Source organism: Amycolatopsis sp. Hca4 (genome assembly GCF_013364075.1).
Classification (GTDB): domain Bacteria; phylum Actinomycetota; class Actinomycetes; order Mycobacteriales; family Pseudonocardiaceae; genus Amycolatopsis.
In genome coordinates this window covers 3378812-3401500 of sequence record NZ_CP054925.1, presented here as the reverse complement: position 1 = coordinate 3401500, position 22689 = coordinate 3378812, and the positions used below count along the sequence as shown (strand labels likewise).

19 protein-coding genes are annotated in these 22689 nt (G+C 72.3%); 13 read left to right on the top strand and 6 right to left on the bottom strand.

All coding sequences use genetic code 11. The features are described 5' to 3' along the window. Window positions 1–196 precede the first annotated feature (196 nt). From HUT10_RS15030 to proB, 5 genes are all read left to right on the top strand, one after another. Entirely contained in the window at window positions 197–3136 is a 2940-nt protein-coding gene (locus tag HUT10_RS15030; protein ID WP_176171781.1) for a translation initiation factor IF-2 N-terminal domain-containing protein, read from the top strand. 165 nt (window positions 3137–3301) lie between these two features. Then, entirely contained in the window at window positions 3302–3616 is a 315-nt protein-coding gene (gene rplU, locus HUT10_RS15025) for a 50S ribosomal protein L21 (protein ID WP_086678418.1), read from the top strand. A gap of 42 nt (window positions 3617–3658) precedes the next feature. After that, window positions 3659–3916, top strand: a complete 258-nt coding sequence (gene rpmA, locus HUT10_RS15020) for a 50S ribosomal protein L27 (RefSeq protein ID WP_176171780.1) — start codon at window positions 3659–3661, stop codon at window positions 3914–3916. 109 nt (window positions 3917–4025) lie between these two features. Then, window positions 4026–5483 (top strand): GTPase ObgE, encoded by a 1458-nt coding sequence (gene obgE, locus HUT10_RS15015; RefSeq protein WP_176171779.1) that lies wholly within the window; start codon window positions 4026–4028, stop codon window positions 5481–5483. Next, the gene (proB, locus tag HUT10_RS15010; protein WP_176171778.1) at window positions 5480–6589 is read left to right on the top strand and encodes a glutamate 5-kinase; all 1110 of its coding nucleotides are present in this window, start codon (window positions 5480–5482) and stop codon (window positions 6587–6589) included. Before obgE ends, proB begins: the two co-directional genes overlap by 4 nt. Before the next feature lie 178 nt (window positions 6590–6767). Here the strand turns inward: proB and HUT10_RS15005 are convergent, their stop codons facing one another. Next, the gene (locus tag HUT10_RS15005; protein ID WP_176171777.1) at window positions 6768–7481 is read right to left on the bottom strand and encodes an SDR family oxidoreductase; all 714 of its coding nucleotides are present in this window, start codon (window positions 7479–7481) and stop codon (window positions 6768–6770) included. Between the two features lie 61 nt (window positions 7482–7542). Here HUT10_RS15005 and HUT10_RS15000 point away from each other — a divergent pair, with 61 nt between their 5' ends. Continuing rightward, entirely contained in the window at window positions 7543–8181 is a 639-nt protein-coding gene (locus HUT10_RS15000; protein ID WP_176171776.1) for a TetR/AcrR family transcriptional regulator, read from the top strand. Here HUT10_RS15000 and HUT10_RS14995 read toward each other — a convergent pair. The 4 genes from HUT10_RS14995 to HUT10_RS14980 form a co-directional block, all read right to left on the bottom strand. Beyond that, entirely contained in the window at window positions 8156–8542 is a 387-nt protein-coding gene (locus HUT10_RS14995; RefSeq protein WP_176171775.1) for a PPOX class F420-dependent oxidoreductase, read from the bottom strand. The two genes, HUT10_RS15000 and HUT10_RS14995, sit on opposite strands and share 26 nt — an antisense overlap. A gap of 12 nt (window positions 8543–8554) precedes the next feature. Next, entirely contained in the window at window positions 8555–10279 is a 1725-nt protein-coding gene (argS, locus tag HUT10_RS14990) for an arginine--tRNA ligase (protein ID WP_176171774.1), read from the bottom strand. A 71-nt stretch (window positions 10280–10350) separates the two neighbouring features. Next, entirely contained in the window at window positions 10351–11637 is a 1287-nt protein-coding gene (locus HUT10_RS14985) for an MFS transporter (RefSeq protein ID WP_176171773.1), read from the bottom strand. Window positions 11638–11736: 99 nt separating this feature from the next. Beyond that, window positions 11737–13848: a RecQ family ATP-dependent DNA helicase gene (locus tag HUT10_RS14980; RefSeq protein WP_176171772.1), complete on the bottom strand. Its 2112-nt coding sequence runs from the start codon at window positions 13846–13848 to the stop codon at window positions 11737–11739. A gap of 185 nt (window positions 13849–14033) precedes the next feature. Here HUT10_RS14980 and nadD point away from each other — a divergent pair, with 185 nt between their 5' ends. The 7 genes from nadD to HUT10_RS14945 all read left to right on the top strand — a co-directional run bounded on the left by nadD (window position 14034) and on the right by HUT10_RS14945 (window position 21366). Then, window positions 14034–14627, top strand: coding sequence for a nicotinate-nucleotide adenylyltransferase (gene nadD, locus HUT10_RS14975; protein ID WP_176171771.1), 594 nt, complete (start codon window positions 14034–14036; stop codon window positions 14625–14627). A 60-nt stretch (window positions 14628–14687) separates the two neighbouring features. Further along, on the top strand, window positions 14688–15083 hold the full coding sequence (gene rsfS / locus HUT10_RS14970; protein ID WP_003067112.1) for a ribosome silencing factor: 396 nt from the start codon (window positions 14688–14690) through the stop codon (window positions 15081–15083). Further along, window positions 15080–15694, top strand: a complete 615-nt coding sequence (locus HUT10_RS14965) for a histidine phosphatase family protein (protein ID WP_176171770.1) — start codon at window positions 15080–15082, stop codon at window positions 15692–15694. The genes rsfS and HUT10_RS14965 overlap by 4 nt, the downstream gene beginning before the upstream one ends. Before the next feature lie 3 nt (window positions 15695–15697). Continuing rightward, on the top strand, window positions 15698–16426 hold the full coding sequence (gene octT, locus HUT10_RS14960; protein ID WP_176171769.1) for a diglucosylglycerate octanoyltransferase: 729 nt from the start codon (window positions 15698–15700) through the stop codon (window positions 16424–16426). A gap of 4 nt (window positions 16427–16430) precedes the next feature. Continuing rightward, the gene (locus HUT10_RS14955; RefSeq protein WP_176171768.1) at window positions 16431–17282 is read left to right on the top strand and encodes a DegV family protein; all 852 of its coding nucleotides are present in this window, start codon (window positions 16431–16433) and stop codon (window positions 17280–17282) included. A gap of 96 nt (window positions 17283–17378) precedes the next feature. Continuing rightward, window positions 17379–18095 carry a ComEA family DNA-binding protein gene (locus tag HUT10_RS14950; RefSeq protein WP_176171767.1) on the top strand — a complete coding sequence of 239 codons (717 nt, stop codon included), beginning with the start codon at window positions 17379–17381 and terminating at the stop codon, window positions 18093–18095. A gap of 898 nt (window positions 18096–18993) precedes the next feature. Continuing rightward, window positions 18994–21366 carry a ComEC/Rec2 family competence protein gene (locus tag HUT10_RS14945; protein ID WP_176171766.1) on the top strand — a complete coding sequence of 791 codons (2373 nt, stop codon included), beginning with the start codon at window positions 18994–18996 and terminating at the stop codon, window positions 21364–21366. A gap of 57 nt (window positions 21367–21423) precedes the next feature. Here the strand turns inward: HUT10_RS14945 and thrC are convergent, their stop codons facing one another. After that, window positions 21424–22689 carry a threonine synthase gene (thrC, locus tag HUT10_RS14940; RefSeq protein ID WP_033261177.1) on the bottom strand — a complete coding sequence of 422 codons (1266 nt, stop codon included), beginning with the start codon at window positions 22687–22689 and terminating at the stop codon, window positions 21424–21426.

Sequence of the window (22689 nt, the reverse complement as noted above, 5' to 3'; positions counted from 1 at the left end):
GCCTCACGCACGCACGCCGCCGAGCAGACCTTTGACCGGGTTGCGCGTCACCGGAGAGCCGGTGCGACGTCCGGTTGTCGGGCAAGGATTCCCGCCGCTGGTGACCACCACGGCGGAACGAACAGAAAGGGGCCCCTGCGCGGCCGCGTCCCTGCCGGTGCGAACCGGCAGACGCGCCCGGGGGCGGAGGAGACACATGTCGAACGCGGAAACACCCGCCGAGCACACCGGCGGGAATCCCGCCACACCCACGGGCGGCCCGCTGGCCGACCTGCCCGCCCGGATCCGGGTGCACGCGCTGGCCAAGCTGCTGGAGTCGCACAGCCGGGACGTCCTCGCCAAGCTCGCCGAGCTGGGCGAAAGCGTGCGCAGCGCGCAGTCGAGCGTGACCAGGGACGTGGCGCTCAAGGTGGCCGAGGCCTTCGCGCCGGCCGAGCCCGCCGGTGAGACCGGGAACACCCCGGCCGAGCAGCCCGCCGAGACCCGCCCGTCGGTGCCCGAGGTGCCGGTCGCCGAGGCCGAGAAGCCGCGGCCGCGGCAGAAGACCCGCGCGCACCTGCCGGTGTTCGCCGCGCCCTCGCCGGTCTTCCTGCCGCCGGAGCCGGCCGAGGTCGCCGTCAAGCCGGCCCGCAAGCCGGCCGACCCGTTCGCGGAGCCGCCGTCGCGGCCCGAGCCCGAGGCCGCCGCCGAAGAAGAGGTCGAAGACACCACGCCGGGCGCCGACGCCGGTGCCGACGAGGACGGCGACGACGCCGGCAGCCGCCGTCGCCGCCGCCGTGGCCGTCGCGGCCGGGGCCGCGGCAAGGGCGCCGAGGGCGGCGAAGACACCGCCGAAACCGAGGACGACCAGGCCGAGGAGCAGCCGCGCCGCAAGGGCCGCAACGGCGACGAAAAGCCCGAAGCGGACACCGAAGAGGTCGAGGAGACCGCTGAGTCTTCTGCGGACGCCGAGAGCGACGCCGACGAGGGCGAAGGCGGCAGCCGCCGTCGCCGTCGCCGCCGTCGCCGCAAGGGCTCGGACGGCGAGGACGCCGAGGCCACCGACGACCCGCCCAACACCGTCACGCACGTCCGCCAGGCGAAGGCCGAGCAGCCCGAGCGCCCGGCGCGCGACGAGGTGCGCAGCGTCCGCGGGTCGACCCGGCTGGAGGCCAAGCGCCAGCGCCGCCGTGACGGCCGCGAGGCGGGCCGCCGCCGCGCCCCGATCCTGTCCGAGGCCGAGTTCCTGGCCCGGCGCGAGTCGGTCGAGCGCACGATGGTCGTCGCCGAGCACGGCGACTCCACGCAGATCGCGGTGCTCGAGGACGGCGTGCTGGTCGAGCACTTCGTGACGCAGTCGGGCTCCGGCTCGATCGTCGGCAACGTCTACCTCGGCCGCGTCCAGAACGTGCTGCCGAGCATGGAGGCCGCGTTCATCGACATCGGCCGCGGCCGCAACGCCGTGCTGTACGCCGGCGAGGTCGACTGGGACGCCGCCGGCCTGGAGGGCAAGGCCCGCAAGATCGAGCAGGCGCTGTCCACCGGCGACTCCGTGCTGGTCCAGGTCACGAAGGACCCGGTCGGGCACAAGGGCGCCCGGCTGACCACGCAGATCTCGCTGCCCGGCCGCTTCCTGGTGTACGTCCCCGCGGGCGGCGCCACCGGCATCTCCCGCAAGCTGCCGGAGAACGAGCGCCGCCGCCTGAAGGACATCCTCAAGCGGATCGTCCCGGAGGACGCGGGTGTGATCATCCGCACCGCCTCCGAGGGCATCGGCGAGGAGGAGCTGGGCCGGGACGTCGACCGCCTGAAGGCGCAGTGGGACGTCATCAAGGAGAAGGCCGCCGCGGGTTCCGCCAAGAAGGGCGGCGCGCCGACCATGCTCTACGAAGAGCCCGACCTGCTGGTCAAGGTCGTGCGCGACCTCTTCACCGAGGACTTCACCAAGCTGGAGATCCAGGGCGAGCGGTCCTGGGAGACGATCAACGGCTACGTCAGCCACGTCGCCCCGGAGCTCACCGAGCGCCTCAAGCGCTACACCGGCACCGGCAGCGCCTTCGCCGACCACCGGATCGACGAGCAGATCACCAAGGCGCTCGACCGGAAGGTCTGGCTGCCGAGCGGCGGTTACCTGGTCATCGACCGCACCGAGGCGATGACGGTGATCGACGTCAACACCGGCAAGTTCACCGGATCGGGTGGCAACCTCGAGGAGACGGTGACCCGCAACAACCTGGAGTCGGCGGAGGAGATCGTCCGCCAGCTCCGGCTGCGGGACATCGGCGGCATCATCGTCATCGACTTCATCGACATGGTGCTCGAGTCCAACCGCGAGCTGGTGCTGCGCCGGCTCACCGAGTGCCTCGGCCGGGACCGCACGCGCCACCAGGTCGCCGAGGTCACCTCGCTCGGCCTGGTCCAGATGACCCGCAAGAAGATCGGCACCGGCCTGCTGGAGGCGTTCTCGACGCCGTGCGAGCACTGCAAGGGCCGGGGCGTGATCGTCTCGACCGAGCCGCAGCGCATCGCCGGTGGCGGTGGTGGCGGTGGTCACAACCACGGCGGCCACAACCAGGGCGGCAACGGCAACGGTGGTGGCGGCAACGGCGGCGGCGGGGAGAAGAGCTCCCGCCGGTCGCGGGGCCGTGGCAAGGCCGAGGAGGCCGCCAAGGAGCCGGTCGAAGCCGCCAAGACCGAGGTGCACGCGGTCCCGCCGCCCGAGAAGCGCGAGTCGATCGCTTCGGCGGTGGCGGCGATGGCGAACGCCTCGAAGGCCGCCAAGGAGCACGACCACGGCGCGCTGAACGGCAACGGGCCCGCTCCGGAGCCGGCCAGGGAGGTCGCGGACGTCCCGGCGACCACGGAGGCGGACGAGACGCCGGTGACGGCCGAGCCGCCCGCCGAGCCCGCCCAGGAGGTCGCCGGCACCCCGGTGACCACCGAGGCCGACGAGACCCCGGTCCCGCAGGACGAGGAACCCGAGGTCGAGGTCTCCCCGGCGCCGGAACCGGCCGAGGAGCCGGTGACCGACGCCGTGGAGCCGGTCGTCGACGTCACGGTGCCCGAACCGGCGGTGCGCTCCACCCGGCGCCGTCCGCGCCGGGCGGCGTCGCGGCCCGCGGGCCCGCCGGTGCACGCCTCCGACCAGAGCCAGTGAACGACTAGGGGGACCCCGGTGGTAACGCACCGGGGCACCCCACGTAACCTGTAGTACGGCCTGCCACCAGAGCAGGTCGCCTGCGCGAGTCCAGGACCGCCGTTCCATCAGGTGGGCCGATCGCGCGGAGCCCCCACCCATTGTCGAGTAATGCAGGAGACTTCCGTGTCGGCGTACGCGATCGTCAAGACCGGCGGCAAGCAGTACAAGGTGGCCGTCGGCGACGTCGTCGAGGTCGAGAAGCTCGAGGGCGAGCCGGGCACCGAGCACATCCTCCCCGCCGTTTTGTACGTCGACGGTGGCGAGGTCACCACGGACGCCGACGCGCTGGCGAAGGTCTCGGTCACCGGCAAGGTCGTCGAGCAGACCAAGGGTCCGAAGATCCGGATCCACAAGTTCAAGAACAAGACGGGCTACCACAAGCGCCAGGGTCACCGGCAGAAGCTGACCCGCGTCGAGGTCACCGCCATCTCCCTGTAAGGGTTTCTCCGGATCTTCGTTTTGCAGAAAGAGGACTGAGCTATGGCTCACAAGAAGGGTGCGTCCAGCTCCCGCAACGGTCGTGACTCGAACGCGCAGCGCCTCGGCGTCAAGCGCTTCGGCGGCCAGGAAGTCAACGCGGGCGAGATCCTGATCCGCCAGCGCGGCACCAAGTTCCACCCCGGCGTGAACGTCGGCCGTGGCGGCGACGACACGCTGTTCGCCCTGGCCGCCGGTGCGGTCAAGTTCGGCGAGAAGCGTGGCCGCAAGACGGTCAACATCGTGCCGGTCGAAGCCTGAGTCCTGGCTTCGATCTAGACCTCTGACGAGGGGTGGGGCCGGAATATCCGGTGCCACCCCTCGTTTGTTTTGTGCATACCCTTTTCGGCTAGTGAAGTGAGGCAGAGTCATGGCGTCCCGGTTCGTGGACCGCGCGGTCATCCACCTGACCGCCGGTGACGGGGGCAACGGCTGTGCCTCGGTGCACCGCGAGAAGTTCAAGCCCCTCGGTGGCCCCGACGGCGGCAACGGCGGCAACGGCGGTGACGTCCTGCTGGTCGTCGACCCGAACGTGCACACGCTGCTGGACTTCCACTTCCGCCCGCACGCCAAGGCCGGCAACGGCAAGATGGGCCAGGGCAGCAACCGGGCCGGTGCGGCGGGGGAGACGCTGGTGATGAAGGTGCCGTCCGGCACCGTCGTGTTCACCGAGGACGGCGAGATGGTCGCCGACCTGATCGGCCCGGGCACCACGTTCGTCGCCGCCCAGGGCGGCCGCGGCGGCCTCGGCAACGCCGCGCTCGCGTCGAAGGCCCGCAAGGCCCCCGGGTTCGCGCTGCTGGGCGAGCCGGGCGAGGCCCGCAGCCTGACCCTGGAGCTGCGCTCGGTCGCCGACGTCGGCCTGCTCGGCTTCCCCTCGGCCGGCAAGTCGTCGCTGATCTCGGTGCTGTCCGCGGCCAAGCCGAAGATCGCCGACTACCCGTTCACCACGCTGGTGCCGAACCTCGGCGTCATCACCGGCGGCGACACGGTGTTCACGATGGCCGACGTGCCCGGCCTGATCCCCGGCGCGTCCGAGGGCAAGGGCCTCGGCCTGGACTTCCTCCGTCACATCGAGCGCTGCGCGGTGCTGGTGCACGTCGTCGACTGCGCCACGCTGGAGCCGGGCCGCGATCCGGTGTCCGATGTGGACGCGCTGGAGGAGGAGCTCGCCAAGTACACGCCCAGCCTGGGCGGGAAGCTCGAAGAACGTCCGCGCGTGGTCGTCCTCAACAAGATCGACGTCCCGGAGGCGGCCGAGCTCGCCGAGTTCGTCCGCCCCGACTTCGAGGCCCGCGGCCTGCAGGTGTTCGAGGTTTCGACGGCCTCGCGCAAGGGTCTGCGCGAGCTGACGTTCGCGCTGGCCGCGATCGTCGACAAGTACCGCGAGGCGCAGCCGGTGCTGGAGCCGGAGAAGATCGTCCTGCGGCCGCTGGCCGTCGACGACTCCGGCTTCACCGTCGAGGTCGACCCGGAGGAGGAGGGCGCGTTCATCATCCGCGGCGCGCGCCCGGAGCGGTGGATCCGCCAGACCGACTTCGGCAACGACGAGGCCGTCGGCTACCTCGCCGACCGGCTCAACCGCCTCGGCGTCGAGGACGAGCTGGCGAAGCTCGGCGCGCGGCCGGGCAGCCCGGTCACGATCGGCGACGTCCAGTTCGAGTGGGAGCCGTCGACGCCTTCGGTGGCGGTCCACCTGTCCGGGCGCGGCACCGACGTGCGGCTGGAGCGCACCGACCGGGTCGGCGCGGCCGAGCGCAAGGAAGCCCGCCGGATCCGCCGCGACGGCACCGGCGAGGACGACGACGAGCTGGACTTCGACGCGTGAGCGGCACCCGCGAAGCGATCGCGTCGGCCCGCCGGCTGGTGGTCAAGGTCGGTTCGTCGGCCTTGACCACGGCGGGCAGCGGGCTCGACGCGGCCCGGCTGGACGCGCTGGTCGACGCGATCGCCGAGCGCGTCGCCCGGGAAACCCAGATCGTCCTGGTGTCCTCGGGCGCGATCGGGGCCGGCCTGGCCCCGCTCTCGCTGGGCAAGCGCCCGCGTGACCTGGCCACGCAGCAGGCGGCGGCGAGCGTCGGGCAGCTGGCGCTGGCGCACGCGTACGCCGAGTCGTTCGGCCGGTACTCGCTGACGGTCGGGCAGGTGCTGCTGACGTCCGACGACGTCGTCCGCCGGTCGCACTACCGCAACGCGCAGCGAACGTTCTCGCGGCTGCTCGCGCTGGGCGCGGTCCCGGTGGTCAACGAGAACGACACGGTGGCGACCGAGGAGATCCGCTTCGGCGACAACGACCGCCTGGCCGCCCTGGTCGCCCACCTGATCGGCGCCGACGCGCTGGTCCTGCTGTCCGATGTGGACGGCCTGTACGACGGTGACCCCCGCGGCGGCGCCACCCGCAAGCTGACCGAGGTCCTCTCGGAGTCCGATGTGGACGGAATATCGGTCGGCATGTCCAGCTCGGGCCTGGGAACGGGCGGTATGGTCTCGAAGCTCGCGGCGGCCCGCACGGCGGCCGGAGCGGGCATCCCGGTGCTGCTGGCGGCGGCATCGGAGGCTTCGGCGGCGTTGACGTCGGCGTCCCCCGGAACGGCGTTCGCCCCGGCGGACACCCGCCTGTCGGCCCGCAGGTTCTGGCTGGGCTACGCGGCGGACACGACGGGCAAGCTCCGCCTCGACGACGGCGCGGTGACGGCGGTGGTCCGCCGCCGCCGGTCCCTGCTGGCGGCCGGGATCACCGGCGTGGACGGCGAATTCCAGGCGGGCGACGTGGTCGACCTGGTGGACGCCAAGGACCGTCCGGTGGCCCGCGGAGTGGTGGCGTTCGACGCCACCGAGCTCCCGGACCTGATCGGCCGCTCGACCCCCGAGCTCCCGGAGGAGCAGCGGAGAGAGGTCGTCCACGCCGACGACCTGGTCCCCCTCCGCCGCTGACCCCCGTGTCGACCCTCCCCTCACGCGTGATGCCCCTTCAATCACGTGTGATGCCCTTCTGATCACGCGAGATCCGCCTCTGATCACGCGAGATCCGGCTTCAATCACGCGAGATCCGCCGGGGATCACGGGTGATACCCGCCTGTGGCCGGCGCTCCGGCCGAGAGCGCCGCCGTACTCAGCCCAGCGAGACCAGGCGAGCGCCGCCGTCGGCTTCCAGGACCGTTCCGGTCAGGTTCCGGTTGGTCGCCGCGAGCGTCACCACCTCCGCCACGTCGTCCGCCGTCGCCACGCGGCGGGACGGGAGCGAAGCCGCCGCCTGCGCGAAGAACCCTTCGCGCACCTCGTCCGGGAAGCCGCTCCACCACGCCGTGTCGACCACGCCCGGCGACACCGCGTTGACCCGCCGCGGCGCCAGCTCCACCGCCAGCGGCTTGACCAGCGCTTCGACGGCCGCATTGACGGCGCCGATGCCCGCGGTGCCTGCCATCGCCGCCCGGGCCGTGATCGCGCTGAGCAGCGTGATCGACCCGTCCGCAGCCAGGTGCGGCAGCACCGCCTGGATCGTGGTCAGGTGCGCCCAGAACTTCGCGTCGAACGCCCGCCGCAGCACCGCGAGGTCCAGCGCGTCGATCGGCCCCATCCCCTCGGCGCCGGACAGGCTCACCACCAGCACGTCGACCGTCCCCAGCGTTCCGGCCAGCGCGGCCATCGCCTCGGCGTCGCCGCCGTCGGCCCGGTGCCCCGTCAGTTCCGGATCGCTCGAAGCGACGTCGTCGAGGCGCGCCTTGTCGCGCCCGGTGACGTGGACGTCGTATCCCCGCTGCTGCAGCCGCCGCGCGGTCGCCAGGCCGATGCCCGAGGTGCCGCCGGCCACGAGAGCGATGCTCATGTCTTGTCCCCATTTCGAACCGGTACGTCTCGTTTCGAATTCGACGCTACCATCGGATCCCATGACCGACCAGTCCCGCCCCGGCCGCAAGCGCAGCGAGCACAGCCGGCTGGCGATCCTCGCCGCGACGCTCGACCTGGTCGCGGAGGCCGGCTACGGCGCATTGACGATCGAGGGCATCGCGGCGCGTTCGAGCGTCGGCAAGCAGACGATCTACCGCTGGTGGCCGTCGAAGGCCGACGTCCTCCTCGACGCGCTCGCGACGAAGGCGGACCTGCAGATCCCGATCCCCGACGCGGGCTCGTTCCGCGCCGACCTCGGGCACTTCCTGGACAGCACGTTCGAGCTGGGGGAGAAGAACCAGGTCGCGGACACGCTGCGGGCGCTGATGGCGCAGGCGCAGATCGACCCGGAGTTCGGCCACCGCTTCCGCGAGGACTTCCTGTACCGCCGCCGCGAAGCGCTGGGCACGATCGTGGACCGCGCCCGCGAGCGCGGCGAACTGCCGGCCGGTGTCGCTCCCGGCACGGTCATCGACGTCGTCTTCGGCACGCTCTGGTACCGGCTCCTCGCGACGCGGGAGCCGATCGGCCGCGGCCTGGCCGGCGAGCTGGTGGCGCTACTGGCGGGTCAGGGCGCCTCGACCGACTCGACCTCCGGTAACGCGTCGAGGATCACGACGCGATCCGGTCCGCTTTGATCGTGAGCAGCAACCGCGTCTGGTCGCGCCCGCCCCACCACGGGTACGGGCCGCCGAGGTAGCGCTGCGCCAGCGCCTCGATGTGCTCGACGGCGCCGTCCTCGGTCGTGTCGATGACCCGCCCGCGGATCGCGTAGTAGCGCGACGGCCGCTCGCGGTCGGCGACGTTGAGCGCCACCCGCGGGTCACGCGCGATGTTGCGCTGCTTCTGGTGGCCCAGCACGGTGTTGACGAGGATGTGCGTGCCGTCGGTGTCCACCCAGGTCTGGGTGAGCTGCGGCGAGCCGTCCGGCATCAGCGTCGACAGGAAGCACAAGCTGGGCGCGCGCAGCAGAGTGAGCAGGTCGCCGGGCAGTTCCACAGTGGTCTCCCGCTAGAGCTGGTCGGGCGCTTCGATCCCGAGCAGCGAAAGCCCGAGCGCAAGCGTGTTCGACGTCAGCGTAGTCAACCTCAGCCGTGACGCGCGCAGCTCCTCCGTCGCGGCCTTCAGGACCGGACAATCGTCGTAGAACCGGGAAAACGCGACGGCCGTCTCGTACAGGTAAGTGCACAGCTTGTGCGGCGCGTACGCGGCTGTCGCAGCCTTCACCGCTTCGCCCAACCTGAGCAGCCTCAAGGCCAACGCCCGTTCCGCCGGCGCTTCCAACAGGATCTCCGCGCCGCCGGGCACTCCGCCCGCCTTCTGGAGGATCGACTGCGTCCGCGCGTGCGCGTACTGCAGGTACACCGACGTGTTGCCCTCCTTGGCCAGCATCCGGTCCCACGCGAAGACGTAGTCGCGTTCGCGATCACCGGACAGGTCGGCGTACTTGACGGCGCCGATGCCCACCGCCCGCGCGACTTCCGCCTGCCCCGCCGCGTCGAGCTCACTGCGTTCGGCGACGACCGCCGCGGCCTGCGTCACGGCTTCGGTGAGCAGGTCGGCCAGTTTGACGGTCTCGCCGGCCCGGGTCCGCATGGCCTTGCCGTCCGCGCCCAGCACGGTGCCGAAGCCGATGTGCTCCGCGTGCCCGGTCAGCCAGCCCGCCGCGCGGCAGGCGGCGAACAGCATCGCGAAGTGCTGCGCCTGCGGCGCTCCGACAACGTAGAGCAGGTCCGTGGCGCCGCGCTCGGCCGTCCAGTACCGGACGGTCGCCAGGTCCGTGGCCGCGTACCCGTAGCCGCCGTCGCGCTTGCGGACGATCAGCGGCAGCCGGTCGCCTTCGCGGTTGCGGAACCCTTCGGGGAACACGCAGATCGCGCCGTCACTGACCTCGGTCAGTCCGGCGGCTTCGAGGTCGTCGACGACCGCGGCGAGGTACGGGTTGTAGAAGCTCTCCCCGTAGATGTCCTCGGTCGTCAGGGAAATCCCGAGCAGGTCGTAGACCTCGTCGAAGTGCCGGGTCGACTCGTCGACGAGCTCCTGCCAGACGGCGAGGGTCTCTTCGTCGCCGCTCTGCAGCTTGACGACGCGCGTGCGCGCCCGCGTCGCGAACGCTTCGTCGCTGTCGAACTTCCGGCGTGCTTCGCGGTAGAAGGCGTCGAGGTCGGCGATCGTGCGTTGCCCGGCGGAGACGTCGAGGAGGTGCTCGATGAGCATGCCGAACGGCGTGCCCCAGTCGCCGAGGTGGTTGTGCGGCAGGACTTCGTGGCCGGCGAACCGCAGCAGCCGGGCGAGGGCGTCGCCGATCACGGACGAGCGCAGGTGCCCGACGTGCATTTCCTTGGCGACGTTCGGGCTGCTGTAGTCGAGCGCGATCCGGCGGGGCACGGGGGTTTCCGGCACGCCGAGACGCGGATCGCCGAGCAGTGCGGCGGTGCGCGCCTGCAGCCATTCCGTGCGCAGCACGAAGTTCAGGAAACCCGGCCCGGCCACTTCCGGCGGATCGGCGATCCCGTCCAGCTCCAGCGCCCCGGCGATCAGCCCGGCGACCTCGCGCGGCGGGCGGCCGAGCTGCTTGCCCAGGCTCATCGCGAGGTTGGCCTGGTAGTCGACGCCCTCGCGCGGGGACGCCTGGACGAGCGCCTGTTCCGGCGTCAGTTCGACGTCCAGCGCCCGGCCGGCGGCGGTCACCACGCGGCGCGCCAGCTCCTCGGTGACGTCGGCGGTCTGCTGCACGGTGTCCCTCCTTCGGCTCGGTCGCGGGAAGCCCGCAGCGTAGCGAGCGTGACCGGCCGACGACGAAGGGTTTACCGCAGCTCGCTGCCCTTCGTTTCCGGCAGCGTGAGGATCACCGCGAACGCGATCGCGGCGCCCACGGCGACGTACCAGAAGTAGAGCGTCTGCGAGACCGCGCCGAACAGGGTGATGAGCAGGGGAGCGGTGCCGCCGAAGATCGCGACGGTCAGGTTGTACCAGGCTCCGATGCCCAGCGCGCGCAGTTCGGTGGGGAACAGCTCGCTCATGATGGCCGGCGCGATCGACGTCATGGCCGTGTACAGCCCGAGCCCGACGCAGAACACCACGAGCAGCCCGCCGAAGCCCGGACCGATCAAAGTGGACAGTGGCACGACGACCACCGCGGTCACCCCGGACCAGACCAGCAGCTGCGGCTTCCGCCCGAGCCGGTCGGCGAGCGCGCCCATCGGGTACTGCAGCGCGATGAACAACGCCGTGCCGACCGACAACGCGAGGAAGACGGCGTCCGCGTCCGCGTGCCGGTTCTTCACCGCGAACGACGTCAGCGCGCTGAAGAACGTGTAGTAGCAGAGGGTCGAGAGCATCGTGAAGCCGACGAGCCTGCCGACGGCCTTGGGGTGGTGCGTCAGCGTCGTCAGCAGCGGCCGTTCGAGCTTGCGCGCCTTCGCCTTCGTCTGCTCGAACAGCTCGGTCTCGGCGATGCTCCGCCGCAGCCACAGGCCGACCAGGCCGAAGACCCCGCCCAGCAGGAACGGCAGCCGCCAGCCCCACGACGCGAGCTGCGCCTTGTCCAGCGTCCGGGCCAGCACGAACCCGAGCACGGTCGCGACCAGCACGGCGGACCCGGTCGAGATGTAGAAGAACGCCGAGTACCGGCCACGCCGCTCCGGCGGCGCGATCTCGCCCAGGTAGGCCGACGCGTTCGACACCTCCCCGCCGAGCGACAGCCCCTGCGCGACGCGCGCGAGCAGCAGCAGGATCGGCGCAAGCCACCCGACCTGCGCGAACGTCGGCAGCAGCCCGATCGCCACCGACCCGCCCGCCATGAGCAGGATGGTGAGGATCATGGCCGGCTTCCGCCCGCGCGTGTCCGCGAAGCGCCCGAGCAGCACCCCGCCCAGCGGGCGGAAGAAGAACGCGAGCGCGTAGGTGGCGAACGTGTTGATCAGGGCGAGTGTGTCGTTCCCGGCGGGGAAGAACGCACTGGCGAAGTAGATGCTGAACGTCGCGTAGATCGTCCAGTCGAACCACTCCAGCGCGTTGCCGGCGCTCGCCGCGAACAGCTTGCGCACCGGCAGCCGGTGGCGCTGCGACACCTGGACGGCGGATTCGGTCATGGCGGCCTCCACGTCACCCGAAGGTGGAACGGGACTTTGCCACATTCCTTCGCAGTGCGAAAGATCCTGACTGTTCGGTTTGCTCGTGCTCCTCCTTCCTCAGGCCGTGCTGGCCAGCGCGAACGGCAGGACCGCGGGCGCCCCGGCCCGCCGCAGCAGCCGCGCGGCCAGCGTCATCGTCCAGCCCGTGTCGATCACGTCGTCCACCAGCAGCACCGGCCCGGACGGCAGCACGTCCGCGAGGTCGGCCGGCATGCTCAGCCGTCGCCACAGGTCCGCCAGCCGTTGGGCGCTGTTCGCCTGACGCGGGGGCGGCCCCTCGGCGTCGAGCGCCCCGAGGAAGTCCAGCCGGCCGACCTCGGCCAGCCGCGTCGCCAGGCTGTACACGAGCTGCGGGCGCGTCTCCGACGGGACGGCGACCACCGCGACCGGCCGTTGCGCCCACTGCCACCCGGCGAGCACCTGCACGCACGCCTTGAACACCGAGTCCGGCACCTCGGCGTCCGCCGCCTGCGGACCGACGAGCTCCCGCAGCCGGTTGCCCCACCCGACGTCGGTGAGCCGCCCGAGCACCTGGCCCGGCTCGGCCTGGTCGTCGGCCGAGATCCGCCCGGACACCGGAACGTCCAAAGAGGACATCCCGGTGGGCCACTGCTTCCGCGGCGCGACCTCGACGCCGGGCCGCTGCAGCCGTTCGCGGGTCGCCTCGGCGACGTCGTCGGCCACCGACGTGTCCCAGTGCTGCCCGGTGCAGTTGTCGCACCGGCCGCACGGCGCCGCCTCGGGATCGTCGAGCTGGCGCCGCAGGTACTCCATCCGGCAGCCGCCGGTGGCGAGGTAACCGAGCATCGCCTCCTGCTCGCGATCGCGCGCCTCCGCCACCCGCTTGTACCGCCCGCGGTCGTACTGCCACTCCTCACCCGTGCTCGTCCAACCGCCCTTCACCCGCCGGACCGCGCCGTCGACGTCCAGGACCTTGAGCACCATCTCCAGCCGCGACCGGGAAAGCTCGACCGACGGCTCCAGCGCGGCCGTCGAAAGCGGACGGTCGGCGTAGGAAAGGGTGTTCAGCACCTGGGTCACCCGGAGCTCGTCCGGGAAGGCCAGCGACCCGAAGTACGCCCAGATCGCCTTGTCCTCCTCACCGGGCAGCAGCACGACCTCGGCGCGCTCCACACCACGCCCCGCACGGCCGACCTGCTGGTAGTAGGCGATCGGCGACGACGGCGCGCCGAGGTGCACGACGAACCCGAGGTCCGGCTTGTCGAACCCCATGCCCAGCGCGGACGTCGCGACCAGGGCCTTGACCCGGTTGCCGAGCAGGTCGTCCTCGGCCGCCTGCCGGTCGGCCGGGTCGGTCTTGCCGGTGTAGGCCGCCACCGGGTATCCGCGGTCCTTCAGCAGCGAAGCGACGTCATGCGCCGCCGCCACGGTCAGGCAGTAGATGATCCCCGAGCCCGGCAGCTCGGCCAGGTGCTCCGCGAGCCAGGCCAGCCGCGCCTGCGACGTCGGCAGCCGGCACACCGACAGCCGCAGGCTTTCGCGGTCGAGGCTGCCGCGCAGCACCAGCGTGTCCCCGCCGGTGCCGAGGCCCAGCTGCTCGGCGACGTCGGTGACCACGCGGTCGTTCGCCGTCGCCGTCGTCGCCAGCACCGGCACGCCTTCCGGGAGATCGCCCAGCAGCGTGCGCAGCCGCCGGTAGTCCGGCCGGAAGTCGTGGCCCCAGTCCGAAATGCAGTGTGCCTCGTCGACCACCAGCAGCCCGGTGCTCGCGGTCAGCTTCGGCAGCACGTTGTCGCGGAAGTCCGGGTTGTTGAGCCGCTCGGGGCTGACGAGCAGGACGTCCACCTCGCCCGCCGCGACCGCCGCCTGGACCTGGTCCCACTCCTGCGGGTTCGCCGAGTTCATCGTCGCCGCGTGGATCCCGGCCCGCGCCGCCGCCGAGATCTGGTTGCGCATCAGGGCGAGCAGGGGCGAGACGATGACCGTCGGCCCGCTGCCCTGCTCGCGCAGCAGCGCCGTGGCCAGGAAGTACACCGCCGACTTGCCCCACCCGGTGCGCTGCACGACCAGCGCGCGGCGCCTCTGCGCGACCAAGGCCTCGATGGCCGTCCATTGGTCTTCGCGCAGCTTCGCCGCGTCGCCGGCCAGTGCCCGGAGGAGGGTCTCGGCGCGGTCGCGGAGTGCTGAGGTGGTGCTGGTCGTGTCCACGTCCCCACGTCTACCCCATGACACCGACAGACCGGGAATCAGCGGCGCCGCGAACGGAGGGTTCCGGACGCATACGGGCCGTAATGTGACCTGAATCACGCGTACTGACCGGTAGATTTCCCGGTCGGGCGAGGTGGCGCACAGCACCCCGAATCCCGGCCCTCCGCTGTATAGGCTCTCCGGTCATGTCACCACGGCGGATCGGGGTCATGGGCGGCACCTTCGACCCCGTGCACCACGGCCACCTCGTCGCGGCCAGTGAGGTCCAGTCCCGGTTCGGGCTCGACGAAGTGATCTTCGTCCCCACCGGGCAGCCGTGGCAGAAGACGGCCCGCGAGGTGACGAAGGCCGAGGACCGCTACCTGATGACGGTGATCGCGACCGCGTCCAACCCGGTCTTCTCCGTCAGCCGCGTCGACATCGACCGCGGCGGCCCGACCTACACCGTCGACACCCTGCGTGACCTGCACGCCGAGTACCCCGAAGACGAGCTGTTCTTCATCACCGGCGCCGACGCGCTCGAACAGATCCTGACCTGGCACAAGGCCGAGGAGCTGTTCGACTTCGCGCACTTCATCGGCGTCACCCGGCCCGGTTACCGGCTCAACTCCCACCACCTGCCGAGCGGCAAGGTGAGCCTGGTCGAGGTCACCGCGATGGCGATTTCCTCCACGGGCTGCCGTGACCGGGTCGAACGCGGCGAGCCGGTCTGGTACCTCGTGCCCGACGGCGTCGTCCGCTACATCGCCAAAAAGGACCTTTACCGGAAGAGCGACTGAACCCCTGCCGGTGCCTGCGGGTACCCTTCTCGGGCGAACCCGATCTGGAAAAGGAGCACCGTGGCAGCCACGTCCGAGGCTCGAGAGCTGGCCGTAGCGGCCGCCCACGCGGCGGCGGACAAGAAGGCCAGCGACGTCGTCGTGCTGGACGTGTCCGAACAGCTCGTCATCACCGACGCCTTCGTCATCGCCTCCGCGTCCAACGAGCGCCTGGTGGGCGCGATCGTCGACAACGTCGAGGAGAAACTGCGCGAGAGCGGGCACAAGCCGGTCCGGCGCGAAGGCGCCCGCGAAGGGCGCTGGGTCCTGCTCGACTACGTCGACGTGGTCGTGCACGTCCAGCACGTCGAAGAGCGCACCTTCTACGGCCTCGAGCGGCTGTGGAAGGACTGCCCGCGCATCGAGGTGGCCGGCCTCGAGGAGCCACCCGCCGACGAGGACCCGGACGTCCCGTGAGCCCGCGGCGGCTGGTGCTCTGGCGGCACGGTGAGACGGACTACAACGCCGCCGGGCGGATGCAGGGTCACCTCGACTCGGCGCTGACCCCGCGCGGCTGGAACCAGGCCCGGTTCGCGGTGCCCGCGCTGGCCCGCTTCTCCCCGGACCTCGTCATCGCCTCCGACCTGCGCCGGGCCACCGACACCGCCACCGTGCTCACCGACGCCATCGGCGTCCCGCTGCGGATCGACAAGCGGCTGCGCGAGACGCACCTCGGCGAATGGCAGGGGCTCACCGGCGAGGAGGTCGACCAGGCCTACCCCGGCGAACGCGACCACTGGCGCACGGACGCGACCTGGGCCCCGCCGGGCGGCGAGAGCCGGGTCGACGTCGCCGAGCGCGCGGTCGAGGTCGTCACCGACCTGCAGCAGGCCAATTCCGCGGTGGGCGACACCGTGCTGCTGGCCGCGCACGGCGGGCTGATCATCGCGCTGACCGCGCGGCTGCTGGCCCTGCCGGTCGCGACCTGGCCGTCGTTGGGCGGCATCTCGAACTGCCACTGGGTCGAACTGGGCCGCCGCGACGGGAAGTGGCGGCTGCACGCCTACAACGCGGGGATGCACGGCTAGCCGATGGGGCCGCGCCTGCTGGTGTTCGGCGATTCGCTGAGCTTTCACGGTCCGGAAGGGCCCTGCGCTGCGGACGAACCGCGGCTGTGGCCGAACGTCGCCGCTGCCGCGCTGGGCGGCACCGCGGACCTGGTCGCGGGCATCGGCTGGAACGCACGGGACGCCTGGTGGTCGCTGACCGGCGACCCGCGGGTCTGGGCCGACCTGCACCACGTCGACGCGGTCGTGTTCGCGATCGGCAGCATGGACACGCTGCCCTCGCCGCTGCCGACGTACCTGCGCACCGGCCTGCGCTACCTGCGGCCCGACCCGGTGCGCCGCGTCGTGCGCAAGGCCTACCTCGCGGCGCAACCGCGGCTGGCGGTGGCACTGCGCGGGCGGCCCGCGGTGCTGCCGGCGAAGCTCACCGTGCAGTACCTCGACACCGCCGTGGGCGCCCTGCGCGTGCTGCGGCCGGGGCTGCCGATCTTCGGCTGGCTGCCGTCGGTCCACCGCGCGGCGGCCTACGGCGGCGTGCACACTGCGCGCCCGGCCGCGGCGGCGGCGATGACCGCGTGGAGCGCGCGGGCCGGAGTGCCGTTGCTGGACCTGGAAGCCGTCGTGGGCGAGCACGTGCTCAGCGGGGCGGGCAATCCGGACGGCATGCACTGGGGCTGGGCGGGGCACGCCGCGGTGGGCGAGGCGATGTCCGCGTTGCTGGCGCCGGTGGCGGCCCCCGGCCACGTAGGCTGACGGCGTGTCGGTCGCCGTAGTCACGGATTCCACCGCCCACCTGCCGGAGGGCTTCGCCGAACGGCACGCGGTCCGGGTGGTGCCCCTGCACGTCCTGGTCGACGGTGTGGTCTCCCTCGACGGCGTCGAAACCGGGCCCGCGGCGGTCGCGGAGGCGATGAAGCAGCGGAAGATCGTGACGACCTCGCGGCCGACTCCGACCGAGTTCGTGAAGGAATACCAGGCGGCCTTCGCCGAGGGCGCGGACGCCGTCGTGTCGGTGCACCTGTCGCGTGAGCTGTCGGGAACCTGGGAAGCGGCGGTGCTCGCGGCGCAGGAGGTGGGCCCGGAGCGGGTCCGCGTCGTCGATTCGCGGACCACCGCGATGGGGCTCGGGTTCGCGGCGCTGCACGCCGCTTCGGCGGCTGCCGCCGGGGCTTCGGCGGCCGAGGTCGAGGCCGCGGCGGTGACGGCGGCGGGCTGCTCGTCGACGTTGTTCGTGGTCGAGACCCTGGAGCACCTGCGCCGCGGCGGCCGGATCGGCCCGGCGGCGGCGCTGCTGGGCACGGCGCTGGCGGTGAAGCCGGTGCTGCACATGTCCGACGGCCGCATCCTGCCGCTGGAGAAGGTCCGCACGATGAACCGGGCGATCGCCCGCCTGGTGGAGCTGGCGGCCCAGGCGGCGGCCGAGGACGACGTCGAGCTCGCGGTCCACCACCTCGCCTCGCCGGAGCGGGCGGTCGAGCTCGCGAACCGGCTGGAGGAGGCCGTGCCGCGCTCGGCGGGCTGCGTGGTGTCCGAGCTGGGGGCGGTGATCGGGGCGCACACGGGTCCCGGCGTGCTGGGCGTGGTCGTCCAGCGGACGGTCCCGAGCTAGCCCGGCTCCGGGAAACCATCCACAACACCCCGGTTGTCCACAGGACGCGACGCCACCCCTGTCGGACCCCTCCCCGCGGGCCCTAACGTCGATCGTGTGTTCGAGCAGTCCGCCCGGGATCCGGGCTCTCCCGTCAACGACCGGCTGTCCTGGCTGGCCGACCAGCTCTCGCCCGACGCGAGCACGGTCGGCCCGGGCGGCCGGTTCATCCGGCGCTGGCTGCCGGGCGGAGCGGCCGGAGCAGGCCGCCGCCGCTGGGCACTGGCCGGCGTCCTGGCCGCGGTGGTGGCGATCACCCTCGCAGCGGTGGCACTGGCCGGCACCGGCCCGGCACCCGAGCCACCGCCCACACTGCCGGCGGCAAAACCGGCGGCGGAGGCCCGCGCGGCGCCCCCGGCGGGCTTGGTGATCAGCGTGATCGGCCGCGTCCGCTCGCCGGGCTTGATCACGGTCCCCCAGGGTGCCCGAGTGGCGGACGTCCTGAGGGCGGCGGGAGGCCCCGAGCCGGGAGCGGACGTGGGAACCCTGAACCTGGCCCGCAAGGTAGCGGACGGCGAGCAGCTGGCGGTCGGCATCCCGGCCCCGGCAGCACCGGACCCAGGCTCCCCGGCGCCAGGAGGAAAACTCAACCTCAACACGGCAACGGCCGACCAGCTGGACACCCTTCCCGGAGTGGGAGAGGTAACGGCCAAGCGAATCGTCCAGTGGCGCACAGACCACGGCGGCTTCGCCAAGGTGGAGCAGCTGCGGGACGTCGACGGTATTGGCGAAAGCAAGTTTGAGAAATTGCGGGAGCAGGTGACGGCCGGATGAGCACCATCCCCGAACCCGAGGCCCGCCAGGCCATGCGGCTTCCGCGCGGCAGGAAAGCACCGCTGGGCGCCGCCCCCGCACCCAACACCCGCCAGGACGTGCGCCTTTCGCGTGGCAGGGGAGCGCCGCTGGGCGACCCCGCACCGAACATTAGCGAGGGCGTGCGCCTTCTGCATGGCAGGGGAGCGCCGCTGGGCGCCCCCGCACCCAACACCAGCGATGGCATGCGCCTTCCGTGTGGCAGGGGGAGCGTCTCCGCGCGGCGGGTCGTCGTCGGCCCTGATCCGGGGCGCTGGCCGGGCGTCCCTCTCTTCTGGAGCGAGCGGCAGACTGTCGCCAGCTCTCCCTGGCGGCAGCCGGATGGTCCTCTTCGCAAGGGCCAGCGGCAGGCTGTCGCCGGCTCTCCGTGGCGGCAGCCGGATGGTCCTCTTCGCTGGCGCGAGCAGTACTTCCGCCCGGGCCTCAAAGGGGCAGGCGGGCGTGCTCGCTTGCCGGCGGAGGCAACGGCCACCGATCCGCGTCTGCTCCGGTGTGGGCAAGGATGTTCGGTCCCTGGAGGTGGCGGCCGGATGAGCACCTTTCCCACACCCGTCTCCTGCCAAGACATGGGGCTTGTTGTGTGGCAGGGGAGCGCCGTCGAGCGGCGGCTTGTCGTCGGCCCCCATCCGGGGCGCCAGCCGAGCGGCCTTCTCTGCGGGAGCGAGCGGCAGGCTGTCGCCGGCCCCTCATCCGGGGCAGCAGCCGCACGGTGCTTTCCGCTGGAGCGAGTAGCAGGTCCTTCGCCCGTGCATCGAGCGGCGGGCGTGCTCGCGTCCTGTCGGAGGCAACGGCCGGCGGGGGCCATTCGCGTCTGCGCCGCTGGCGCAGGCGAACCCGTCCGCTCCGAGGTGCTGGCCGGATGAACACCATCCCCGCACCCGACACCCGCCAGGACATGCGGCTCATCCCAGCCGCAGCAGCATGCTGGCTGGCCTCCTTGCCCGGCCTGCTCCTCGGCTGGTGGACCGCACTCGCCATCGGCCTCGCCGCGGCAATCCTCGCCGTCCTGATCCTATGGCGTGCCCGACGAAACCCCCGGGCACGCGACACCGCGACAGCCCTCCTGATCCTGGGCCTCCTGGCCGCCGGCCCCATCTCCTGGCGGATCCGCGACGCCCAGCGAGACGAGCTTCGCACAGCCGCGACCGAAGGTCGCCCGGCGGCGCTGCGAGTCACCATCGCCGAGCGTCCGAAACCCGTACGCAGCGCCGGATACGCCGACCAGCAAGCAGGAGCCCGATCGGTGGTGCTGACAGCCGACGTACACACGGCATCGGTCGACGGACAGCCCGTCTCCACATCCGGTCGCATCCTGCTGCTGGCCCCAGTCACACAGTGGGCGCCCCTGCTGCCCGGCCAAGAGGTCACCGCAACCGGCATGCTCATGCCCCCGCGCGGCGACGACCTGACCGTCGCCGTGCTGTCCGTCCGCGGCCCACCCGCCGCGCCCGGCCCGGCTCCGTGGTGGCAGCAGGCGGCAGCACAACTACGCTCCGGCCTCCACGACCTGTGCCAAGCCCTCCCGGACGAACCTGCAGGACTCCTCCCGGGCCTGGTCCTGGGCGACACGAGCGCGTTGTCCCCACGCGTCGAGCAGGAGTTCGTCGCCGCCGGGTTGGCGCACCTCACCGCGGTCAGCGGGGGAAACCTCGCGGTCGTCTGCGGGGCAGTCCTGCTCCTGCTGCGCCTGCTCCGGCTCGGCCCACGGCTATCGGCCACGGTGGCCGGGGCGTGCCTGGCGGGATTCCTCGTCCTGGTCGGCCCGGAGCCGAGCGTGCTGCGCGCCGGCGTCATGGCCGCCGTGGCACTCCTCGCCCTGGCGCTGGGACGCCGCGGTTCCGCGCTACCCGCGCTGGCCTTCGCGGTGTGCCTGCTGGTGGTGGCGGATCCGGCGATGGCCACGGACTTCGGCTTCGCGCTCTCGGTCTGCGCGACCGGCGGGCTGGTCCTGCTCGCGCCCCGCTGGGCCGACGCCCTGGTCCGCCGCGGGGTGCCGCCGGGGTTCGCCGAAGGGCTGGCGATCCCACTGGCGGCCTTCCTGGTGACGGCGCCCGTCCTGGCGGGCATGGCGGGCTCGGTGAGCCTGGTCTCGGTCCTGACCAACGTCCTCGCCGCACCCGTCGTGGCCCCGGCGACGGTGCTCGGCGTGCTGGCGACGGTCACCGCCCCGTGGTGGCCGGGCGCCGGGAAGGTGCTGGTGCACCTGGCCGATCCCGAGGCGAGGTGGCTGATCACGGTGGCCCGCCACGGCGCGCGAGCCCCGGGCGCCGTCATCGCCTGGCCGGGCGGCTGGCTGGGCGGGCTCCTGGCCGCCGCCGTCCTCGTGGGGCTGGTGCTCGCGGTCCGGCACCGGCGGGTGCGGGTGCTGCTGGCCCTGCTCGTCGCCGGCGCGCTGCTGGTGTTCGTGCCCGTCCGGGTGCTGGCGCCGGCGTGGCCGCCGCGGAACTGGGCGATGGTCGAGTGCGACGTCGGACAGGGCGACGCGGTCGTGCTGGCCACCGCCGATCCGGGGCGCGCGGTCGTCGTGGACGCCGGGCCCGAGCCGGGGCCGGTCGACGAGTGCCTGCACCGGCTGGCCGTCGACCGGATCCCGCTGCTGGTCCTGAGCCACCTGCACGCCGACCACATCGGCGGTCTCGCCTCGGTCTTCGACGGCCGCACGGTCGGCGCGATCGCCGTCGGCCCGGGGCGGTCGCCGGGGTGGGCGTGGCGTCAGGTCGCCGCCGAGGCGGCCCGGCAGGCGGTCCCGCTGGTGGAGCTCAACCCGGGCGAGCGGCTCGACTGGCCCGGCCTGGCGCTCGAGGTCCTGGGCCCGCGCTACGTCCCGGCCCGCGCGGACGGCCCCCAGGACGGCACGACGATCAACAACAGCTCGGTGGTGCTCCGGGCCGAGACACCGGCGGGTCACGTCCTGCTGACCGGTGACGTCGAACTGGCCGCGCAGGCCGACCTGCTGGCCGACATCGGCAATCTGAAAGCGGAGGTGCTGAAAGTACCCCACCACGGCAGTCGCTACTCGCTGCCATCGTTCCTCGCGGCGGTGGCTCCACGGGTGGCGATGGTCAGCGTGGGCGCGGGAAACACATACGGCCACCCGAGCAAGTCCACAATGGACACGCTGGTGGCGCTCGGCGCACGAGTCACCCGCACCGACCTGGACGGCGACACCGCGGTGATCACCGGAGCGGCCATAGTGCGCCGGGGCGAGCCGCGTGGGCCGCCCCGGCGGTGACAGCCTGCGGCGCGCCTGAGCCCCGGGGCGGGCCGAGGTGCCCGCCCCGGGCGGTGCTCAGTAGCCGAGGGCCTCGTTCACGGCCGCGGCCGACGGCGGCAGGGTTGCCTTGGGGCCGACGTGGTTCTCGATCGCGTCGAGGGTCTTGAGGCCGTCGCCGGTGATCAGGAGGACCGTCTCGGCGTCCGGGTCCAGCTTGCCCGTCTCGACCAGCTTCTTCGCCGTGGCGACGGTGACCCCGCCCGCGGTTTCGGTGAAGATGCCTTCGGTGCGGGCCAGCAGGCGGATGCCCTCGACGACCTCTTCGTCGGAGACGTCCTCGATCGCGCCGCCGGTGCGGTTGACGATGTCGAGCACGTACGGGCCGTCGGCCGGGTTGCCGATCGCCAGCGAACGGGCGATCGTGTCCGGCTTCACCGGCTGGACCACGTCGTGGCCCTCGCGGAACGCGGCCGACACCGGCGAGCAGCCGGTCGCCTGCGCGCCGAACACCTTGTACGGGCTGGCTTCCACGAGACCGAGCTGGCCCAGCTCGCGGAAACCCTTGTCCACCTTGGTCAGCTGCGAACCGGAGGCGATCGGGACGACGATCTGCGGCGGGATGCGCCAGCCGAGCTGCTCGGCGACCTCGAAGGCCAGCGTCTTCGAGCCCTCCGAGTAGTACGGCCGGACGTTCACGTTCACGAACGCCCACTTCGGGTGCTCGCCGGCGAGCTCGGTGGCAAGGCGGTTGACGTCGTCGTAGTTGCCGTCGATGGCGAGGAGGTCGCCGTCGTACACCGCCGTGGTGAGGATCTTGGCGCGCTCGAGGGTCTTGGGGATCAGCACGACCGACCGCCAGCCGGCGCGGGCCGCGGCGGCAGCCGTCGCGTTGGCCAGGTTGCCGGTCGAGGGACACGCGAGCACCTCGAACCCGAACTCGCGGGCCGCGGCCAGCGCGACGGCGACCACGCGGTCCTTGAACGAGTGCGTCGGGTTGCCGGTGTCGTCCTTGACCCACACGCGCTTGAGGCCGAGTTCCTTGGCGAGGCGGTCGGCGCGCACCAGCCGCGTCGCGCCCGGCTCGGTGTTCGGGATCTCTTCGACGTTGGACGGAACGGGAAGGAGTTTCTTGTAGCGCCAGATGTTCTTGGGGCCGGCTTCGATGTCTTCGCGGCGGACGCGGCCGAAGTCGTAGGCGACCTCGAGCGGCGAGAAGTCCTCGGCGGAGACGAATTCCGGAGCGAGCGGCTGCCGGTGGCCCTCTTCCTTCGACACCAGCTCGACGGCCGGACCGAGATCCGGGGTCTTCGTGGTGGAGGTCGTGCCGAGGGTGGCGGTCAT

What these genes read in the sequence shown, in the direction of transcription:
- HUT10_RS15030 (WP_176171781.1), top strand. Translation starts at nt 197, where the DNA reads ATGTCGAACGCGGAAACACCCGCCGAGCACACCGGCGGGAATCCCGCC.
- HUT10_RS15000 (WP_176171776.1), top strand. Translation starts at nt 7,543, where the DNA reads ATGACCGACCAGTCCCGCCCCGGCCGCAAGCGCAGCGAGCACAGCCGG.
- nadD (WP_176171771.1), top strand. Translation starts at nt 14,034, where the DNA reads ATGTCACCACGGCGGATCGGGGTCATGGGCGGCACCTTCGACCCCGTG.
- HUT10_RS15005 (WP_176171777.1), bottom strand. Translation starts at nt 7,481, where the DNA reads ATGAGCATCGCTCTCGTGGCCGGCGGCACCTCGGGCATCGGCCTGGCG.
- obgE (WP_176171779.1), top strand. Translation starts at nt 4,026, where the DNA reads ATGGCGTCCCGGTTCGTGGACCGCGCGGTCATCCACCTGACCGCCGGT.
- thrC (WP_033261177.1), bottom strand. Translation starts at nt 22,689, where the DNA reads ATGACCGCCACCCTCGGCACGACCTCCACCACGAAGACCCCGGATCTC.
- rpmA (WP_176171780.1), top strand. Translation starts at nt 3,659, where the DNA reads ATGGCTCACAAGAAGGGTGCGTCCAGCTCCCGCAACGGTCGTGACTCG.
- octT (WP_176171769.1), top strand. Translation starts at nt 15,698, where the DNA reads ATGGGGCCGCGCCTGCTGGTGTTCGGCGATTCGCTGAGCTTTCACGGT.
- HUT10_RS14985 (WP_176171773.1), bottom strand. Translation starts at nt 11,637, where the DNA reads ATGACCGAATCCGCCGTCCAGGTGTCGCAGCGCCACCGGCTGCCGGTG.
- HUT10_RS14945 (WP_176171766.1), top strand. Translation starts at nt 18,994, where the DNA reads ATGAACACCATCCCCGCACCCGACACCCGCCAGGACATGCGGCTCATC.